The organism is Hymenobacter sp., assembly GCF_035709525.1.
Classification (GTDB): Bacteria; Bacteroidota; Bacteroidia; order Cytophagales; family Hymenobacteraceae; genus Hymenobacter.
Map to the genome: position 1 here is coordinate 22089 of NZ_DASTEP010000043.1, position 16764 is coordinate 38852.

At 63.1% G+C, this 16764-nt stretch carries 15 protein-coding genes; 7 read left to right on the forward strand and 8 right to left on the reverse strand.

Annotated features, from left to right (window positions below):
* Window positions 1-82: 82 nt before the first annotated feature.
* On the forward strand, window positions 83-490 hold the full coding sequence (locus tag VFO93_RS03725) for a hypothetical protein (protein ID WP_325132973.1): 408 nt from the start codon (window positions 83-85) through the stop codon (window positions 488-490).
* Between the two features lie 168 nt (window positions 491-658).
* On the opposite strand, the gene VFO93_RS03730 is transcribed toward VFO93_RS03725, so the two are convergent.
* The gene (locus VFO93_RS03730; RefSeq protein ID WP_325132974.1) at window positions 659-1120 is read right to left on the reverse strand and encodes a hypothetical protein; all 462 of its coding nucleotides are present in this window, start codon (window positions 1118-1120) and stop codon (window positions 659-661) included.
* Window positions 1121-1250: 130 nt separating this feature from the next.
* Here VFO93_RS03730 and VFO93_RS03735 point away from each other — a divergent pair, with 130 nt between their 5' ends.
* Window positions 1251-2033: a TIGR00266 family protein gene (locus VFO93_RS03735; RefSeq protein ID WP_325132975.1), complete on the forward strand. Its 783-nt coding sequence runs from the start codon at window positions 1251-1253 to the stop codon at window positions 2031-2033.
* On the opposite strand, the gene VFO93_RS03740 is transcribed toward VFO93_RS03735, so the two are convergent.
* Window positions 2011-2268, reverse strand: coding sequence for a hypothetical protein (locus VFO93_RS03740; RefSeq protein ID WP_325132976.1), 258 nt, complete (start codon window positions 2266-2268; stop codon window positions 2011-2013). The two genes, VFO93_RS03735 and VFO93_RS03740, sit on opposite strands and share 23 nt — an antisense overlap.
* Window positions 2269-2476: 208 nt before the next feature.
* On the opposite strand from VFO93_RS03740, the gene VFO93_RS03745 reads away from it, so the two are divergent.
* The gene (locus VFO93_RS03745) at window positions 2477-3388 is read left to right on the forward strand and encodes a histone deacetylase (RefSeq protein ID WP_325132977.1); all 912 of its coding nucleotides are present in this window, start codon (window positions 2477-2479) and stop codon (window positions 3386-3388) included.
* 140 nt (window positions 3389-3528) lie between these two features.
* Here VFO93_RS03745 and VFO93_RS03750 read toward each other — a convergent pair whose 3' ends face one another.
* Window positions 3529-3789: a CsbD family protein gene (locus VFO93_RS03750; RefSeq protein WP_325132978.1), complete on the reverse strand. Its 261-nt coding sequence runs from the start codon at window positions 3787-3789 to the stop codon at window positions 3529-3531.
* 123 nt (window positions 3790-3912) lie between these two features.
* Here VFO93_RS03750 and VFO93_RS03755 point away from each other — a divergent pair, with 123 nt between their 5' ends.
* Window positions 3913-5466, forward strand: coding sequence for a hypothetical protein (locus tag VFO93_RS03755; RefSeq protein ID WP_325132979.1), 1554 nt, complete (start codon window positions 3913-3915; stop codon window positions 5464-5466).
* A 256-nt stretch (window positions 5467-5722) separates the two neighbouring features.
* Here the strand turns inward: VFO93_RS03755 and VFO93_RS03760 are convergent, their stop codons facing one another.
* Window positions 5723-6364: an NAD-dependent epimerase/dehydratase family protein gene (locus VFO93_RS03760; RefSeq protein WP_325132980.1), complete on the reverse strand. Its 642-nt coding sequence runs from the start codon at window positions 6362-6364 to the stop codon at window positions 5723-5725.
* Window positions 6365-6854: 490 nt separating this feature from the next.
* Window positions 6855-8456, reverse strand: coding sequence for an RNA polymerase factor sigma-54 (gene rpoN, locus VFO93_RS03765; protein ID WP_325132981.1), 1602 nt, complete (start codon window positions 8454-8456; stop codon window positions 6855-6857).
* Between the two features lie 246 nt (window positions 8457-8702).
* On the opposite strand from rpoN, the gene asnS reads away from it, so the two are divergent.
* The 3 genes from asnS to VFO93_RS03780 all read left to right on the forward strand — a co-directional run bounded on the left by asnS (window position 8703) and on the right by VFO93_RS03780 (window position 12939).
* On the forward strand, window positions 8703-10106 hold the full coding sequence (gene asnS, locus VFO93_RS03770) for an asparagine--tRNA ligase (RefSeq protein ID WP_325132982.1): 1404 nt from the start codon (window positions 8703-8705) through the stop codon (window positions 10104-10106).
* A gap of 198 nt (window positions 10107-10304) precedes the next feature.
* Window positions 10305-11246, forward strand: coding sequence for a T9SS type A sorting domain-containing protein (locus tag VFO93_RS03775; protein WP_325132983.1), 942 nt, complete (start codon window positions 10305-10307; stop codon window positions 11244-11246).
* Window positions 11247-11316: 70 nt separating this feature from the next.
* Window positions 11317-12939 carry an FAD-dependent oxidoreductase gene (locus VFO93_RS03780; protein ID WP_325132984.1) on the forward strand — a complete coding sequence of 541 codons (1623 nt, stop codon included), beginning with the start codon at window positions 11317-11319 and terminating at the stop codon, window positions 12937-12939.
* 100 nt (window positions 12940-13039) lie between these two features.
* Here the strand turns inward: VFO93_RS03780 and VFO93_RS03785 are convergent, their stop codons facing one another.
* The 3 genes from VFO93_RS03785 to VFO93_RS03795 form a co-directional block, all read right to left on the reverse strand.
* A complete protein-coding gene (locus VFO93_RS03785) occupies window positions 13040-14230 on the reverse strand; it encodes an alginate O-acetyltransferase AlgX-related protein (protein WP_325132985.1) in 1191 nt (396 codons plus the stop codon).
* Between the two features lie 34 nt (window positions 14231-14264).
* Window positions 14265-15740, reverse strand: a complete 1476-nt coding sequence (locus tag VFO93_RS03790; protein ID WP_325132986.1) for an MBOAT family protein — start codon at window positions 15738-15740, stop codon at window positions 14265-14267.
* A gap of 99 nt (window positions 15741-15839) precedes the next feature.
* Window positions 15840-16625 (reverse strand): hypothetical protein, encoded by a 786-nt coding sequence (locus tag VFO93_RS03795; RefSeq protein WP_325132987.1) that lies wholly within the window; start codon window positions 16623-16625, stop codon window positions 15840-15842.
* Window positions 16626-16764 lie beyond the last annotated feature (139 nt).

Sequence of the window (16764 nt, forward strand, 5' to 3'; positions counted from 1 at the left end):
CGCGCCGGATAGTCTCCGGCGCGGCCTTTTGCGTAATAACGACCGGCTGCTAATTGTTCATTGCTAATTGCTCATTGAAAAGATGGCTAAGAAACCCACCAAACCCAAGCAAAAAGCCCCCGAGCCCGACAAAAAGGCCCGTGTGCACAAAGAGCTCGAAGGCTTCGAAATCGGGGTGAACCCCCTGGGCGAAATCACCTCTAACTATTCCATCGAGCAGATAAATCAGTTTCTGGGCCGCCACGTGCGCGACAAGAAAATCGTGCACCGCGAAGGCCAGTTCGGCGAAGACGCCCGTGCCGAGGCCGAAGCCGCCGCCCAGGCCGCCCGCCGCAGCCGCGAAGACGAAGACTTCGAGGTAGCCGAAGGCCCCGAGGAGCCCGAAGAATCGGACGAGGACTTTATGAAGCGCACCAGCCGCGAGGCCAAGCGCAAAAAAGACGTCGGCAACGACACCGACGAAGCCGCCGAAACGCGCGCGGAGCTGTAGGGGAGCGGGTGAGCGGTTGAGTGGGTGAGTACGGTCGTCATGCTGAGCGCAGCATCTCCACCGCCTCGTTGCACAGCTTGGAAGAAGTGATAGAGATGCTTCGCTGCGCTCAGCATGACGACCGTACTCACCCACTCACCCGCTCACCCGCTCACCCAAAAAAACCGCTCATTCACCAACCCGGCTGGCTACCTTCTGGCCTTTCTCATAGGTATCGACCCCGACCAGGCGGCCGGCTTCGGAAAAGCGCTGCCACTCGCCCAACCAGTAGTAGTGTAGCACGGCACCCTCGTCGGCCACGCGGGCGCGGCCTTTCTGGGCCACCTGGCCGTTGGGATGGTAGAAGGTGATGGTGCTGTAGTGGCGGCGGTAACGCTCCTCGTGGTCGAGGGTGCCGAGCTGGGTGTAGTAGCGCCAGTGGCCCACGGGCCGCCCGTGGCGGTAGCGCCCGGTAGTGAAGCGCGACTGCTTGTTTTTGTTGTCGAAATACGTGCGCCAGCGGCCTTGCTCGCGGCCCTGGTGGTCGTAGCCATTGGTGCGCCAGAAGGCGGCGTGCTGGCGGCCGGGCACCGCCGTGGTGCAGGCCGTGGCCCCGGCCAGGCCGAGGAAAAGGAGGAACTGAGCGCGCATGGCAGGGTAGTGAAGGTGTGAGGGTTAGGTGCCAGCCTTGAACGGTAAAAACTACCTGTAAGTATATCGGCCTGCCGGCGATATAGCGCGTGGCCTACTTTTGCCACTCACCCTTATTTCTGCTTTGCTCATGCGCTCGCACGACGTAGACTACCGCATTCTGGGCTCCGATATCCAGGTGCTCGAAATTGAGCTCGACCCCCAGGAAACCGTCATTGCCGAGGCCGGCGCGATGGTGTACATGGACGAGGCCATCGCCTTCGAAACCAAGATGGGCGATGGCTCGGAGCCCGACCAAGGCTTTATGGGCAAGCTATTCTCGGCGGGTACCCGCCTCATCACCGGCGAAAGTTTGTTTCTGACCCACTTCACGCACCGGGGCAGCTACGGCAAAAGCCGGGTAGCCTTTTCGGCGCCCTACCCCGGCACCATCATTCCGCTCGACCTGGGCACCCTGCCCCAGGGCCTCATCGTGCAGAAAGACGGCTTTCTGGCCGCCGCGCGGGGCACCAAAATCAGTTTGCACTTCAACCAGAAATTCGGCGCGGGCTTTTTCGGCGGCGAGGGCTTCATTTTGCAAAAGCTCACCGGCGACGGCAAGGCCTTTGTGCACGCGGGCGGCACCATCATCGAAAAGCGCCTCCACAACGAGCTACTACGCGTGGACACGGGCTGCATCGTGGCCTTCGAGCCGGGCATCGATTTTAGCGTGGCGCGGGCCGGCGGCCTCAAGTCGATGATATTTGGCGGCGAAGGGCTGCTGCTGGCCACGTTGCGCGGCACCGGCCGCGTCTGGATTCAGTCCATGCCCGTCAAAAAGCTCATTCAGGCCCTGGCCCCGAGCGGCGGCAACGCCCGCAAGGAAAGCGGCAGCGTGCTCGGCGGCGTGGTCAATAACTGGCTGGATGAGTAGCCGCGGCGCTGCCGGCCGCGCCGGTAGCGGGGGCCTCGCGGCCGGCAAAATGCGTGCCCACGATAACGGCCACGGCCACCAGCAGCGCCACGGCCAGCAGGCCCAGTAGCACTAGTATGCGGCGGGTGGGGGCCTGGGCAGCGCTCAGCTGCCGGGCCCCGTTGAAAGATGAGCGGCGGTAGCGCCGTTCGGAAGCAGCCAGCGGCCGGGCCGAGGCAGAGCGGGGAGAAGCCATGAATACTAAAATAAGCGGGTGGGAAGTAGGTAGATAGCAGCGGTAACAAGTCGGGAAAGTTACGAAGAAACGCCCTGACCGGATTAGTTAATGCGACCAAGCCAGACTGCTAATCTCCCAACGGCCTGGTTTTCGAAAAAACTCCCGAAGTTGTTGCCCGTTACCCAAGTAGCCGCCGCTCAATGTTTAGCTTTTGCAATATAGGCCCATGACCATCGCGTTTGCGCCCAACTACGTGCTGCCGCTGCCGCCGGGCCACCGCTTCCCGATGCTGAAGTACGAGCTGCTGCCCGAGCAGCTGCTGCACGAGGGCACCGCCACGGCCAGCGACTTTTTTGTGCCCACCCCGCCGCCCCTGGCCGATGTGCTGCTCACCCACGAGGCCGACTACGTGCGCCGGCTGCTGGCCGGGCAGCTCACGCGGCAAGAGGAGCGGGCCAGCGGCTTTCCGTGGAGCCCGGCCCTGGCCGAGCGCGAGATGGTGCTGCTGGGCGGCACCATCGGCTGCGCGCAGCGGGTGCTGGCGGGCGCGGGCGTGGCCCTCAACATTGCGGGTGGCACGCACCACGCCTTTGCGGGCCGCCCCGAGGGCTTTTGCCTGCTCAATGACCAAGCGGTGGCTGCCAACTGGCTGCTGGCGCACGAGCCGGCGCGGGTGCGCCAGATTCTCATTATCGACCTCGACGTGCACCAGGGCAACGGCACGGCGGCCCTGTTCCAACACGAGCCGCGGGTGTTCACGTTTTCGATGCACGGGGCGCGCAACTTTCCAGGCCGCAAGGAGATATCGGACCTCGACCTGCCGCTGCCCGACGGCCTCGGCGACGACGACTACCTGGCTTTGCTGGCCGGCACGCTGCCGCGCCTGCTCGACGAGCAGGTGCGGCCCGACTTCGTGTTTTACCTCAGCGGGGTAGACGTGCTGGCCACCGATAAGCTCGGCTACCTGGCCCTCACGCGGGCCGGCTGCCGCCGCCGCGACGAGCTGGTGCTGAGCGCGTTGCGCCAGCGCGGCCTGCCCACGGTAGTGTGCATGGGCGGCGGCTACTCCGAGAAGATAAGCGACATCGTGGAGGCCCACGCCAACACCTACCGCGTGGCGGCCGACTTGTGGGGGTAGTGTAGGGTAAGCTTTAGCTTGCTGGCCTTGCCGACCGCAAAAAAGGCAAGCTAAAGCTTACCCTACAGCAGTAAAACGCCCCGCTTCGGGGCCGAAGCGGGGCGTTTTATGAAAACCGGTTTTACCGGTAAGTAGCTAGCTTAGTGCTGGTTCGAGGGGCGGTTCGGGTCGTCCGAGGTGCCGCTGAAGGTTTTCGAGAACCAGTCTTTGATTTCGTCGATGGCGTGGCCGGTTTTCTGTTGTAGCTGGCCAAACCACTCGTCTTGCTTGCCTTCGTCGTAGGCCATGTCATCGTCGGTCAGCTGGCCCCACTTCTGCTTGGCAGCGCCTTTGATTTCGTTCCAGTTGCCGCGAGCGCGCAGCTCGGTGCTGTCGTTGACGTTATTGTTGTTAGCGTCCATGAGTGAAAAAGGTTGAAGGTGGGTTGTGAGGCTTGTACGGCGATAAGCTGCACGGGGTTGGGCTAGTGCCGTCTGCTACCGTAGTGGGGGGCTTATTTTGGTGCCGAATAACCTCGCCCTCTCATGGATGACCTGCGCCTGACCCTGCAAACCCTGCCCCCCGACGACCGCCGCGACCTCGAGCGGTTTATTCAGTGGCAGCGCCGCAAGGCCACCGGCCGGCAAGACTTGCGCCTGCTCGAGCTGCTACTCAGCCCCAAGGAATACAAGACCGAGGCGCTCATTGCCAAGCTTTACCCCGACGAGCCCAACCCCGTAGCCTACTACGCCCTGCGCAAGCGGCTGCTGCGGTATCTCACCGATTTTTTGCTGCTGCGGCAGCGCCAGCACGATGCCACGGCCGCCACTTCGGTGCGCGGGCAGCTCACGCTGGCGCAGTACCTGTTTGGGGCGGGCGTGCCGCGCCTGGCCTGGAACCTGCTGCGCAAAGCCGAAAAGCTGGCCCAGGACAACGAGCAGTACGAGCCCCTGAACGCGGTGTACAACCTCCAGATTCAGTACGCCAGCTCGCCCCACGCCGAGCCGCTCGACGCCATCTTGGAGCGCCGCCGCCGCAACAAAAAAGCCGCCGACGAAGAGGAGCGAGCCGCCATTGCCGACAGCCTCCTGCGCCAGCGCCTGCGCCAGGCCCGGCAGCACGGCCGCGGCGCTGTGCCGGCCGACGAGATTTTGCGCAGCATTCTGACTGAATACGACTTGCAGGAGGCGTTTGCGCGCTCGCCCTCGCTGCTGTGCCGCCTCATGAGCATCACGCGGCACGCCATGCTGGTGCGCGGCGATTTTGCGTCGTTTGCGCCCTACATCGAGCGCTGCTACCGGCTTATGGAGCGCCGCCACGGCTTTGCGCCGGCCCACCGGGGCTACCAGCTGCGGCTGCTGTATATGCTGGCGCACGCGCTCTACCGCTCGCGGCGCTTTCCCGAGTCGGTGGCGTATTTGGAGCAGGGGCTGGCCGTGCTGGCCGCCGCGCCGGGCCGGCAGCTGGCCGAGCTGCAACCGCGCTTCACGTTTTTGCTGGCGGCCAACTGTGCCTTTCTGCGGCGCAACAAGGAGAGCATCCGCATTCTGGAAGAAGCGCTGGCTGCCCAACCGCCGCTATTGCCCGCCGACCAGCTTACGGCGCGCTTGCAGCTTAGCTTTCACTACTTCGCCGACGCCAACTACCACAAAGCCAACCAGACGCTCATCAGCCTCGACCGCACCGACCACTGGCTCGAGCAAAACCTGGGCATGGAATGGCTGCTCAACCACAACCTCGGCGAGATGCTGGTGCAGCTGGAGCTCGGCAACCCCGACCAGGCGCTGACGCGCCTGCGTGCCATCGAGCGGCGGCTGCACGAGCAGTTTCCGGCCGCCGCGGCCACGGCCGATGCGCTGGCCGCGCCGCTGGGCGGGCCCTACCACGCGGTGCTCAGCTTCCTGGGCTTCGTGCGCGAGATTATTGCCGACCCGGCCGTGGCCCGCACGCCGGGCTTTGCGGCGCGGGTGGCGCGCATTCCGGCGTTTTTGTCGGAGGAGCGCGAAGACTTACAAGTCATTAGCTTCTATGCCTGGCTGAAGGCGCGGGTGCTGGGCCGGCCCTACCACGAGGTGCTGTTGCAACTGGCGGAGGGGTAGCGCGGGCTTTCAGTTCGCGAGCAACTAATTCATGTCGCGATGTAGCCCCGTAGGGGCGGCCCGTCGGTAGAAAATGGATTGGCTCCGAGGCATCCAAGCCCCGTAGGGGCGACCCAATCAACTGGTTGGGTCGCCCCTACGGGGCTTTCGCCGCTTTTTGCTTGGTGGCTGCTACCAACGGGTCGCCCCGCTGGGGCTGCTATCAATAGGCCGTCGCCAATACAGACCGTGAGTGCTCGCGGACTGAAAGTCCGCGCTACCTGGCCAGCTGGTTGATGTTCTTCACCTCCAATACGTTCGCGGGTGCGCCGCGCTCGGCGGCGTGCAGCATAGCCAAACCCAGTTCGCGTAGCGTGCTGGCGTAGTTAAATAGCCGCGCCAGCGGCATCAGCCAGCTAAACCAGCGGTAGGCGGCGAGCACGTGCCGCTGGCCCTTCACGGGTTTCAGGCCGCCCGGCCGAAACATGTAGGCCGACCGGAAGGGCAGTGCCAGCAGGTCATTTTCGGTGCGGCGCTTCACCCTGGCCCACATGGCTTGCCCGCCGGTGCCCGCGCCCGATACGTAGCAAAACGTGGCCTGCGGCGAGTGCCGCAGCAGCGTGCGGGCAACGTGCAGCGTCAGGTCGTGCGTCACGCGGGTGTAAGCGTCCTCCTTCATGCCCAGCGACGACACGCCCGCGCAGAAAAAGCACGCCGTGTAGCCCGTCAGCTCGTCCTCCATGCCGCTAAGGTCGAAGAAATCGGCTACCAGCAGCTCGTGCAGCTTGGGGTGCGCGTGCCCGCTGGGCTTGCGGCTGATGGAGAGCACCGTTTCGACTTCGGGCTGGCCGAGCAGCGTGAGCAGCACGCCTTCGCCGACCATGCCGGTAGCGCCGGTGAGAATAATGCGTTGGGACATTGGGTAGGGTAAGCTTTAGCTTGCCAGACGCAGGAGCGTGGGTTTTGTTTTAAACCCAACAGCTATAAGCCAAACAATCAAGCTAAAATGCGCCGTAGCTTTGGTCTAACGTACGGTATACATCCCGCCAACACGGTCGCCTATAAACGGCGAACCCCCGGCGTTGCGGGACGCCGAGGGTTCAAGAAGTGGGTGACGCGACACCCTCTCCTTACCCATGCAAAGGGAACGTGCGCTACAGCTATTCAAAGCACTCGGCAAGGCTGCCTTGCTGGGCTTCGTGAGCGGAGCAGCGAAGGCCATCGGCCTTCGCTGCTCCGCTCACTGGCTTGAGTGGTTGGGTAGCCTGCCGGGCCGGGAGGCTCGGTAGGTTATTTTTTTTGTAGTGCAAATGTAACATGCTGAGCGTAAGTTTAGTTGTGGAATGGAGTGGCACTCCGTTTCGCGTCTGGGCGCGCTAGCCTGACGCCAAACGGAGTGCCACTCCGTGCTACAGCTCCTTGCGCAGGCGGGCCACCGGGATATTGAGCTGCTCGCGGTACTTGGCCACCGTGCGGCGGGCGATGTTGTAGCCCCGCGCGTTCAGCATTTTTTCGAGCTTGTCGTCGCTCAGCGGGTGGTCTTTTTTCTCGCCGCCGATGAGGTCTTTCAGAATGCTTTTCACTTCGCGGCTGCTGGCGTCCTCGCCCGAGTCGGTGGCGATGCCTTCTGAGAAGAAAAACTTGAGCGGGTAAATGCCATGCTCGGTCTGGATGCTCTTCGAGTTAGCTACCCGGCTGATGGTGCTGATATCCATGCCGATGGCCTGGGCGATGTCCTTGAGAATCATGGGCCGCAGCTTCGAGTCGTCGCCGGTGAGGAAGAACTCGCGCTGGCGCTCCACGATGGCCGACATGGTGCGCAGCAGCGTATTCTGCCGCTGCCGGATGGCGTCGATAAACCACTTGGCCGAGTCGAGCTTCTGCTTCACAAAGCTCACGGCCTCCTTCATTTTCTGGTCCTTTTTGGCCGCCTTGTCGTAGGTCTGAAGCATCTCGCGGTAGTCGCGGCTCACGCGCAGCTCGGGGGCGTTGCGGGCGTTGAGAGTCAGGTTCAGCTCGCCGTTGTCGTTGGTCAGGATGAAGTCGGGCATGAGGTACTGCGCGCCGCCGGCGCTACCCTTGCCGCCGCTCACGGGGCCACTGCCGCCGGGCTTGGGGTTCAGCTTCAGAATGACGGCCACGGCGTCTTTCAGCTCGTCGTCCTCTAGGTCGAGCCGTTGCTGAATACGCTGGTAGTGCTTTTTGGTAAACTCCTCAAACGTCTCGGTCAGAATACGTTCGGCGTTTTGGGTGGCTTCGTCCTGCGGGCGCCGCTCCAGCTGGAGCATCAGGCACTCGGGCAGGTCGCGGGCCGCGATGCCGGCCGGGTCGAAGGTCTGGATGACGCGCAATACGCTTTCAATCTCGGCCTCGGTAGCTTCGATGTTCTGGCTGAAGGCCAGGTCGTTGGCAATGGCTGCGAGGTCGCGCCGGATGTAACCGTCGCCATCAATCGAGCCAATGAGCTGCTCGCCAATGCTTTGCTCCAGCTCGTCGAGCTGGGCGTAGTGCAGCTGGTCGAGCAGCGAGTCTTGCAGCGAGCCGCTGGTGTCGGCCAGCGGCATTTCGCGCTCTTCCTCGTCGCCGGGGCCGTCGCCCTGCATTTTGTAGCCCGCTATCTCGTCGTCGTTGACGTAGTCGCTGATGTCGATGTCGTGGTTGTCGTTGTCAATGCCCAGGGCCTCGGGCTCGGCGGCGGACTCGGGGCGCTCGTCGGCGTAGTCGTCGGCGGGGCTGCTCTCGTCGCGCTCGCTGCTGCTAAAGTCCTCATCCAGCGTATTATCATCGCTGTCGAGCGAGTCGTTGGGGTCGTTGTCGTCGGCCGCGTCGTCGGGGCTGTCGTCGCGCTCGGCCTCCTCGCTGTCGCCTTCTTCCAAGGCGGGGTTTACCTCCATTTCCTCCTTAATACGCGTTTCTAGCTCGGCCGTAGGTATTTGCAGCAGCTTGATAAACTGAATCTGCTGCGGCGAAAGGCGTTGGGAAAGGTGCTGGGAAAGGTCGAGGCGTTGCATGGGCAGGAAACTAGCAAAAACGGGCCTGCCGGCCGGGGCCGGCAGGATAGATACGGCAGAACAAACTAACCAGTCGTAGCCTCATACTAGCAAATTTCGGCTGGGGTTAGCCCGTGGGCGGCGGCGGCGGCTGGCACTGGCTTTACATTTGCGGGCGTATTGGGTTTTTGGTTTCTGATTTTTAGTTGTGGATGCTACCACGCCTGAAATTCAGAAACCAGGAACCAGAAACCAGAAACCAACCTCATGCCCGCCGACCAGCTCCGCCGCACCCGCATTCAAGACCTGCTTTCGAGTACCGACCTCAACCGCGACGTGCTGGTGAAGGGCTGGGTACGCACCCGCCGCGGCAACAAATACGTGCAGTTCATCGCCCTCAACGACGGCTCGGGCCTGGCCACGCTGCAAGTAGTAGCCGACGCCGAGAAGTTTCCCGAGGAAAGCCTGAAAGGCGTGACTACCGGCTCGTGCATCGCGGTGCGCGGCCAGCTGGTAGCCAGCCAGGGCAAAGGCCAATCGTCGGAGATTCAGGCCACTGAGATAACCGTGCTCGGCACCGCCGACCCCGAAGCCTACCCGCTGCAAAAGAAAGCAACCTCGCTGGAGCACCTGCGCGAAATCGCCCACTTGCGCCCCCGCACCAACACCTTCGGGGCGGTGCTGCGCATCCGGCACGCGCTGGCGTTCGCCATTCACGACTACTTCAATAAGAACGGCTTCTACTACGTCCACACGCCCATCATCACGGGCTCCGACGCCGAGGGTGCGGGCCAGATGTTCCGCGTGACGACCCTGCCCCCCGAGCACCCGCCGCGCACCGAAGACGGCTCGGTGGACTTTGCGGAAGACTTCTTTGGCAAGCAAACCAACCTCACCGTATCGGGCCAGCTCGAAGGCGAGTTGGCGGCCATGGCGCTGGGCAGCGTGTACACCTTCGGCCCCACCTTCCGGGCCGAAAACTCGAACACCGCCCGCCACCTCGCCGAGTTCTGGATGATAGAGCCCGAAGTGGCTTTCAACGACCTCACCGACAACATGGACCTGGCCGAGGACTTCCTCCAGAGCCTGGTGAAGTATGCGCTGGAGCACTGCGCCGCCGACCTGCAATTCCTCAACGACACCTACGACAAGGAGCTGCTGGAGCGCCTCAAGTTTGTGACCGACAATGCCTTCCAGCGCCTCACCTACACCGAGGCGGTGGAGATTCTGAAATCGGCCAAGAAGAAATTTGAATTCCCCGTAGACTGGGGCACCGACTTGCAGAGCGAGCACGAGCGCTACCTCGTGGAAAAGCACTTCAAGAAGCCGGTTATCCTCACCAACTACCCCAAGGAAATCAAGGCCTTCTACATGAAGCTCGACGACGACGGCCGCACGGTGCGGGCCATGGACGTACTCTTCCCCGGCATCGGCGAAATCATCGGTGGCTCGCAGCGCGAGGAAGACCTGGCCAAGCTCGAAGCCCGCATGGCCGAAATGCACGTGCCCGCCGACGAGCTGTGGTGGTACCTCGACACGCGCCGCTTCGGCACCGCGCCGCACGCCGGCTTCGGCCTAGGCTTCGAGCGCCTGGTGCTGTTCGTGACGGGCATGACCAACATCCGCGACGTCATTCCGTTCCCGCGCTTTCCCAAGAACGCCGAGTTTTAAGGCGGGGGTTGAAAGCGCTTGCCTTTGCGAGCGCCGAGAAGAAAACACTAAAAAAGCAGCCCCGGCGGGGCTGCTTTTTTTATGCAGCTACTCAAAGCGCTCAGGCGCACATTCGTTGAGGCAATCGCGGACGGGAATAAGACTTTGAAGAGAGCTACTTATCTTTTCCAAATAATTCACCTTTTCCTCATCTTCCGCATGTTCGCAGCTTTACCTTTCGTTTCTGCTCGCAAGCCTTTCGCGCTGAGCTTATTACTGGCGCTTGGTACCGCCTCGCAGGCGCACGCCCAGACGCAGCCGCTCACCGTTACCATCGGCGCGGGCACGTCGGCGGCTTCTACCAACGCCCTGCTGAGCACCAGCACCACCAGCAACAAATACGCCCGCACGGTATCCATCTTCTCGGCCGCCGAGCTGACGGCCGCCGGGGCGCAGGCCGGCAATATTGTGAGCATTGCCTGGTATAAAGGCGGCACCGGCGAGCTCACCTCTGCCGATTCGCAGCTGAGCGTGTACATGAAAAGCACCAGCGCTACGCTGCTGGCCGCCAACCCCGTAACATGGGCCACTGAGGTAGTAGGCGCCACGCAAGTGTACAACAACGCGGCGCTGGCGTTGCCCACCGGCACTGGCTACAAGACGTTTACCCTGACGACACCCTTCGCCTGGGACGGCACCAGCAACGTGGAAGTACTGGTGGATTGGTTTCGCAATGGCACGCCCACGGCCGATATCAGCTGGCAGTACACGGGCGTGGGCACCACCGGCATTCACGCCACGCAGGTGAGTGGGTCAGCTATTCCAACGATACGCTTTGCCGGTAATCGGCCTAATACGCAGTTTGTTATCAACCGCGCTACCCTGGCCAGCCGCGAAACCCGCGAGGCCGCGCTCGTGAGCGTGTACCCCAACCCGGCCCACGGGGTCCTTACAGTGGCAGTACCAGCCGAGCTGGCCAGCCGGCCCGTGGCGGCCACGCTGCTCAATGCTCTGGGGCAGGCGGTGGGCACCTACACCTTGCCGGCGGCCGGCAGCGGCGCGCGCGGGCAGCTCGACGTGGGCGCGCTGGCGGCGGGCGTGTACACGCTGCGGCTGGCGGCTGATAAACACGTCATCAGCAAGCGCTTGGTGCTGGAGTAGCGCGCCAGAGGCGGTACGCCAACCTCAGCCCCTGGCTCAACGTTGAGGTTGGCGTACCGTTTCCGCTGCTATGCATCCCGAAATTGACATAACCGACGCCGCCAGCCTGCCCGAAGGCGCGCTCCAAACCTTCCCTACCCCTGATGATGGCCCCCAAGTGCTGCTGACCCGGCAGCAGGGCCAGGTGCACGCCTTCGCCCCCAACTGCCCGCACTACGGCGCGCCGCTGGAGAAAGGTAAGGTAGTGAATGGCAAGCTTATCTGCCCCTGGCACCACGCTTGTTTCAAGGTCGAAAACGGCCACCTCTGCGAGCCGCCCGCCCTCGACGACCTGCCCGCCTACGCCGTGCGCGAAACCGAAGGCCGCATCCTGGTGCAGGTGCCCGCCAGCCCGCCCGCCAGCACCGACAAACCCGACGCCACCCCCACGGCCGAGGTGGGCGGCACGCCCCCGCCGCCCGCCGCCGCGCCCACCGATACGCGCACCTTCGTCATCATGGGCGGCGGGGCGGCCGGCGAGTTTGCGGCCCAGACGTTGCGGCGCGAGGGCTTCGCGGGCCGTGTGGTGCTGGTGTCGGCCGATGATAAAATTCCCTACGACCGCACCAAGCTCAGCAAAGCCTACCTGGCCGGTAAGGCCAAACCCGATACGCTGCCGCTGCGCGAGCGCGATTTTTACGCGCAGCAAAAGATTGAATTACTGACCGCTACCCGCGCCACGGACGTCGATGCCGCCAAGCAGGAAGTGCAGCTGGAAGGCCAGCCGCCGCTGCGCTACGACCAGCTGCTGCTGGCCCCCGGCGGCACCCCCAGCCTACTGCCCAAGCTGCCCGGCCACGACCTCGGCGGCGTGCTGCCCCTGCGCACCCAGGCCGACGCCGATGCCCTGCTAGAAGCCACCAAAGATGCCAGGCAAGTCGTCATTATCGGCAGTAGCTTTATTGGAATGGAGGCGGCCAGTAGCCTCATCGGCGAGGGCCGGGCCGTCACGGTCATCGCCCAGGAAAAGGTGCCGTTTGAGCGGGTGCTGGGGCCAGAAATCGGGGCGATGTTTCAAAAGATGCACGAAGAGAAAGGCGTGCAGTTTGAAACCGAAGCTGAGGTAACGGCCCTGCTCGGCGAGGGCGGCCACGTGAGCGGCGTGCAGCTGAAAACCGGCCAAACCCTGCCCGCCGATGCTGTGGTGCTGGGCGTGGGTGTGCGGCCCGCTACCGATTTTCTGAAAGATGCTTTTCCCCTGGAAAAAGATGGCGGCCTGGCGGTAGATGAGTTTTTGCAGGCCGCCAAAAACGTGTACGCGGCCGGCGACATTGCCCGCTTCCCGCTGGCGGCCACGGGGCAGCCGGCGCGCATCGAGCACTGGCGGCTGGCGCAGCAGCACGGGGCCGTGGCGGCCCGCAACATGCTGGGCCGGCAGCAGGCCTACACCGCCGCGCCCTTTTTCTGGACGCAGCAGTATGGCAAAAGCCTGCGCTACGCCGGCCACGCCGAGCAGTGGGACGAGATTATCTACCACGGCGCGGTCGAAAAGCAGGATTTTCTGGCCTTCTATGTGCAGGCCGGCCGCATCGCGGCCGTGGCCGGCATGGGCCGCGATGCAGACATGATTTACATAACCGAACTGCTTGGGCAGAAGCGAATGCCTGCGGCTACCGAGCTAAGCAAGGTAGCGAACTGGGTTAGCGTGCGGTAACAGCAAATGGCTTGACAAGAAAGCCTCGCATTGTGCGCAACGCAATGCCAGGCTTTTGGGGCTACTTCTGCTACCGGGAGCTTTGTGCCCCGCCCGACGCTTATTGCGCCGGGATGCCGTAGACCTTGAGCGCCTCATCGACGAAGCCGAAGCCCAAATCCGGCGGGTGTAGGTTGGCCTCCATCGCTAGCAGCAGCACGAGCTTGCGGCCCCGCAGCTGCGCGGCTAGGTCAAGGTCCTTGACGTTGCGGCTCTCGCCGGGGGGCGTTTGCGCGGGCCAGTACACGGTGTTTTTGTAGTACCAAAACCGTGATTCGGGGGCCAGCAGGCGGTCGAAATAAGGGTAAAACGTGTAAAAGCTTTGCGTGAAGCTATCGCCGATGATGAGGGCGTTGGGGCGCTGCTTGCCCTGGGCTAACTTAAACACAATGTGGGGGTAGGCCGTGGGATAGGGCGTGATACCCTGCATGAGGTTAAGCAAGTCCTCCAAATCCTTGTCGGAATGGCGGAGGTCGGCGGCGCGGGTTGCTACCGTGGGCGGGCCCTGCGGGCCAAAATCAGGCAAATCCTGCCCCGTTAGCTGCTCGATGCGGTGAAACAGGGTGTCGGCCACCCGCGTTGTCGCATAGCCGCTCCAGTGCGTGCCGGTGCGCGTAAACAGCGGGTAGGGCGGCGAGGCCGCCTGCCAGCGCAGCAGCAGGGCGGCGGCATCGAGGGTGTTAACGCCGTACTTAGCAAAGGCCTGGCGGGTAGAATGATAGTCGCTGGCGGTTTGCCACCGGTTGTACTGGTCGGGCAGGTAGTGCGGCACGATGCGCGGCTTGCCAGGGGCCAGCACAAACAGCAGTTCGGTGCCGTGGGCGTGCAGCGAGTCTTGCACCTGGCGCAGCTGCCGAGCGCGCTGCTCAAACGGCTCTTCACCGGGGTGGCCTTCGCCGAGGTAGGCAATGATGCTGTTGTACTGAAACAAATTCTGGTCTTTGCCCAGAATAATACCATCGGCTAAGGGCTTGTGATAAAGCATGAAGGCTAGCTGATTGCGCACTCGTACCAACCACGGGCGGAAGCCCAGCTGTTCGGTCAGGTATTTTTCCTGGTCGGCTTGGTAGCGGCCAGCGAGCAGGCCGCCCCAGCTAAAAATTGGGCGCGGCGCATCGAGGGTAGCCCCATCGAGCGGGCGCACTGGCAGCAGTGGCCACTGGGCTTGCAGCGCCGGCAGCAGCAGCAGTAGCAGCAGGCTGCCCAGCACCAGGCGCTGGCCATAAGTCGCTAGCTTAGAAGAGTAAGGCATGAAATAAGGAGCGAAGAAGCCGGTAGTCAGTCCGTTAAAAGCGGAAATAGATAAACGGATTAAACGAGTTGCTGACGATACTGCTGGCGCTGAGCACCAGCAGCAGGGCCGCGGCTAGCCCATAGCCCACGGCCCGGCGCAAGGGCAGCGCATGAGCGGCGTACAGGCCCAGCATGCGGCGTTCGAAAGCGGGCACCACGTTCATAAATGCGAACACGAGCGCCAGTGCTAGCAGCACCCAAAACTGCGCGTCAAACTGCTGCCAGTCGGTAGTGAGCGCCACGGCGGGGGCGGGGGCCGCGTCCCAGCCTGCCTCGGGGGCGGTAGGCTGCTGCCCCAGCATACGGCCCACGTAGGCCAGCGCCTGGGGCAGCGACTGCGCCCGAAACAGCACCCAGCCCACCACGGTGAGCCCAAACGTGGGCACAAGGCTCAGTACACCCAGGCGGCGGTACAGCCGCAGCAAAAACAGGCGCTCTAGCACCAGCCAAAACCCGTGGTAGGCCCCCCAGGCAATAAACGTCCAGGCGGCGCCGTGCCAAAAACCTGATAATATGAAAACCGTCCACAGATTGGCGTAGAGGCGGCTGGGTTTCACCCGATTGCCGCCCAACGGAATGTAGAGGTAGTCGCGCATCCAACGGCCCAGCGTGATGTGCCAGCGCTGCCAAAACTCGGTGATGGAGCGCGAGATATAAGGCGAGTTGAAGTTTTCGGGAAACTGAAAACCCATAAGCCGGCTTAGGCCCAGGGCCATGTCGGAGTAGCCCGAAAAGTCGAAATAAAGCTGGAGCGTGTAAGCCAGGGCCCCCAGCCACGCCGCCCCGGTGGACAGCGCCTCGGGAGGCAGGCCAAAAAGACGGTCAACTTCCTGGCCCAGTACGTTGGCAATGAGCACCTTTTTGCCCAGGCCTACGGCAAAGCGAAACAGGCCGGCCAGCTTCTCATCGGCCGTATCGAAGGCGCGGCGGTCGGTGAGTTGCCCTGCTATTTCGTGAAAGCGCACGATGGGGCCGGCGATGAGCTTGGGAAAGAGCATGATGTAGAGCAAAAAATCCCAGAACGAGCGTAGCGGCTTGTTCACCCCCCGGTACACGTCGATGGTGTAGGTGAGCTTTTCGAAGGTGAAAAACGAGATGCCAATGGGCAGTACCACCTGCTCCCAACTGAAAGAGGAACCACCCAGCGCCGTGCTCAAGGCGTCGGCATTATCCACAAAAAAGTTGGCGTACTTGAAGTAAAACAGCAGGCCCACGTTCAGCACTACGCTGACAAGCAAAAAGATACGCTGCTTGCGGCGCTCGGGCGTAGCCGCCATCCACCGGATGAGAAAAAAGTTAATTACTACCGACCCCAGAAACAGCCCTAAAAAATCGAGCCCGCCCCAGGCGTAGAACAGCACGCTGGCCAGCAGCGCGACGGGGTTTTTGGCCCGCTCAGGCACCAGCCAGTACACCAATAAGAAGACCGGCAGAAAATAGAAGAGGAAAAGCGTGCTGCTGAAAACCATAGCCAAAAAAAGAAGCCGCTCGGAGGAGCGGCTTCAAAGCTACTGGTAAGTTGCAAAAAAACAGATAGTACAGCCCGGCTAGCATAGTAGGCCTGGGGCCTAACGGCCGCGGCGGCCGCCGCCTTCGTGCGGGCCGCCCCCCGGCTGCCCGCCGCCGGGGCCAGTGCCCGGCTGCCCGCCGCCAAAGCTGCCCGGCCGGCCCCCGCGTGGCGGCCCTTGCCAGCCCGGCTGCCCACCGCCCGGCAAGCCCCCGGGCTGCCCGCCGGCAGGGCCCCAGCCGGGGTTGCCGGGGCCCTGCCGGGGCGGCCCGCCTCCGTTGCCGGGGTTGTTGGGGCCGCCGTTGCCGGGGGGGCGGTCGAAGTCGCCCCGGCCACCGTTGTAGTTGCCCCGGCCATTGTTGCCATAATAATTGCCGCCGTAGCTGCCGCGGTCGCCGTAGTTGCCGCGGCCGTGGTCGTAGCCATACACGCGGCCCGCGCCGTAGTCGCGGCCATAGGCATAGGGGCCGGTATTGCCCCAGCCGCCGCGCCGGTAGCCTAGCACATACTGCGGGTAGCGCTGGCGGTACGTGCCAATGTAGCGCCAGGGCTGCGGCCCCACGTAGCTAACCGGGTAAGGGTGAAAGTAATACGGGTCGTAGCCATCGAGGTAAGGCAACTGCACCCACTGATAGCCGTCGAACACGAGGTAGACGCCATTGTAGATGTCATAGTATCCATCTATCTCCGGAATGTAGTAGTACTGCGTGCCCTGCGGCACGGGTGGCCCCCAGGCAGGCGGCCCGATAATGACCCCCACGCTCACCTGCGCCTGCGCGGTAGTGGGGGCAGCCAGCGCCAGGCCCGAGCCCAGCGCAAAAGCAAGAAAACGAAGGCGAAGCTTCATAGTAAAAACAGAAATAAATCAGTGAATTGCCGCTCGTCGTCTACGCAAGTTCAGTGCCGGTTTTTGGGCCCATGACTAGAAACCTGGCGGCGGGCCAGCTCCACCACAGGTAGGTAGCCGCGCATCGGGCCACGAAAAA

Excerpts from the sequence above, each read along its gene's own strand:
- VFO93_RS03725 (WP_325132973.1), top strand. The coding sequence starts at position 83 with ATGGCTAAGAAACCCACCAAACCCAAGCAAAAAGCCCCCGAGCCCGAC.
- VFO93_RS03730 (WP_325132974.1), bottom strand. The coding sequence starts at position 1,120 with ATGCGCGCTCAGTTCCTCCTTTTCCTCGGCCTGGCCGGGGCCACGGCC.
- VFO93_RS03735 (WP_325132975.1), top strand. The coding sequence starts at position 1,251 with ATGCGCTCGCACGACGTAGACTACCGCATTCTGGGCTCCGATATCCAG.
- VFO93_RS03740 (WP_325132976.1), bottom strand. The coding sequence starts at position 2,268 with ATGGCTTCTCCCCGCTCTGCCTCGGCCCGGCCGCTGGCTGCTTCCGAA.
- VFO93_RS03745 (WP_325132977.1), top strand. The coding sequence starts at position 2,477 with ATGACCATCGCGTTTGCGCCCAACTACGTGCTGCCGCTGCCGCCGGGC.
- VFO93_RS03750 (WP_325132978.1), bottom strand. The coding sequence starts at position 3,789 with ATGGACGCTAACAACAATAACGTCAACGACAGCACCGAGCTGCGCGCT.
- VFO93_RS03755 (WP_325132979.1), top strand. The coding sequence starts at position 3,913 with ATGGATGACCTGCGCCTGACCCTGCAAACCCTGCCCCCCGACGACCGC.
- VFO93_RS03760 (WP_325132980.1), bottom strand. The coding sequence starts at position 6,364 with ATGTCCCAACGCATTATTCTCACCGGCGCTACCGGCATGGTCGGCGAA.
- rpoN (WP_325132981.1), bottom strand. The coding sequence starts at position 8,456 with ATGCAACGCCTCGACCTTTCCCAGCACCTTTCCCAACGCCTTTCGCCG.
- asnS (WP_325132982.1), top strand. The coding sequence starts at position 8,703 with ATGCCCGCCGACCAGCTCCGCCGCACCCGCATTCAAGACCTGCTTTCG.
- VFO93_RS03775 (WP_325132983.1), top strand. The coding sequence starts at position 10,305 with ATGTTCGCAGCTTTACCTTTCGTTTCTGCTCGCAAGCCTTTCGCGCTG.
- VFO93_RS03780 (WP_325132984.1), top strand. The coding sequence starts at position 11,317 with ATGCATCCCGAAATTGACATAACCGACGCCGCCAGCCTGCCCGAAGGC.
- VFO93_RS03785 (WP_325132985.1), bottom strand. The coding sequence starts at position 14,230 with ATGCCTTACTCTTCTAAGCTAGCGACTTATGGCCAGCGCCTGGTGCTG.
- VFO93_RS03790 (WP_325132986.1), bottom strand. The coding sequence starts at position 15,740 with ATGGTTTTCAGCAGCACGCTTTTCCTCTTCTATTTTCTGCCGGTCTTC.
- VFO93_RS03795 (WP_325132987.1), bottom strand. The coding sequence starts at position 16,625 with ATGAAGCTTCGCCTTCGTTTTCTTGCTTTTGCGCTGGGCTCGGGCCTG.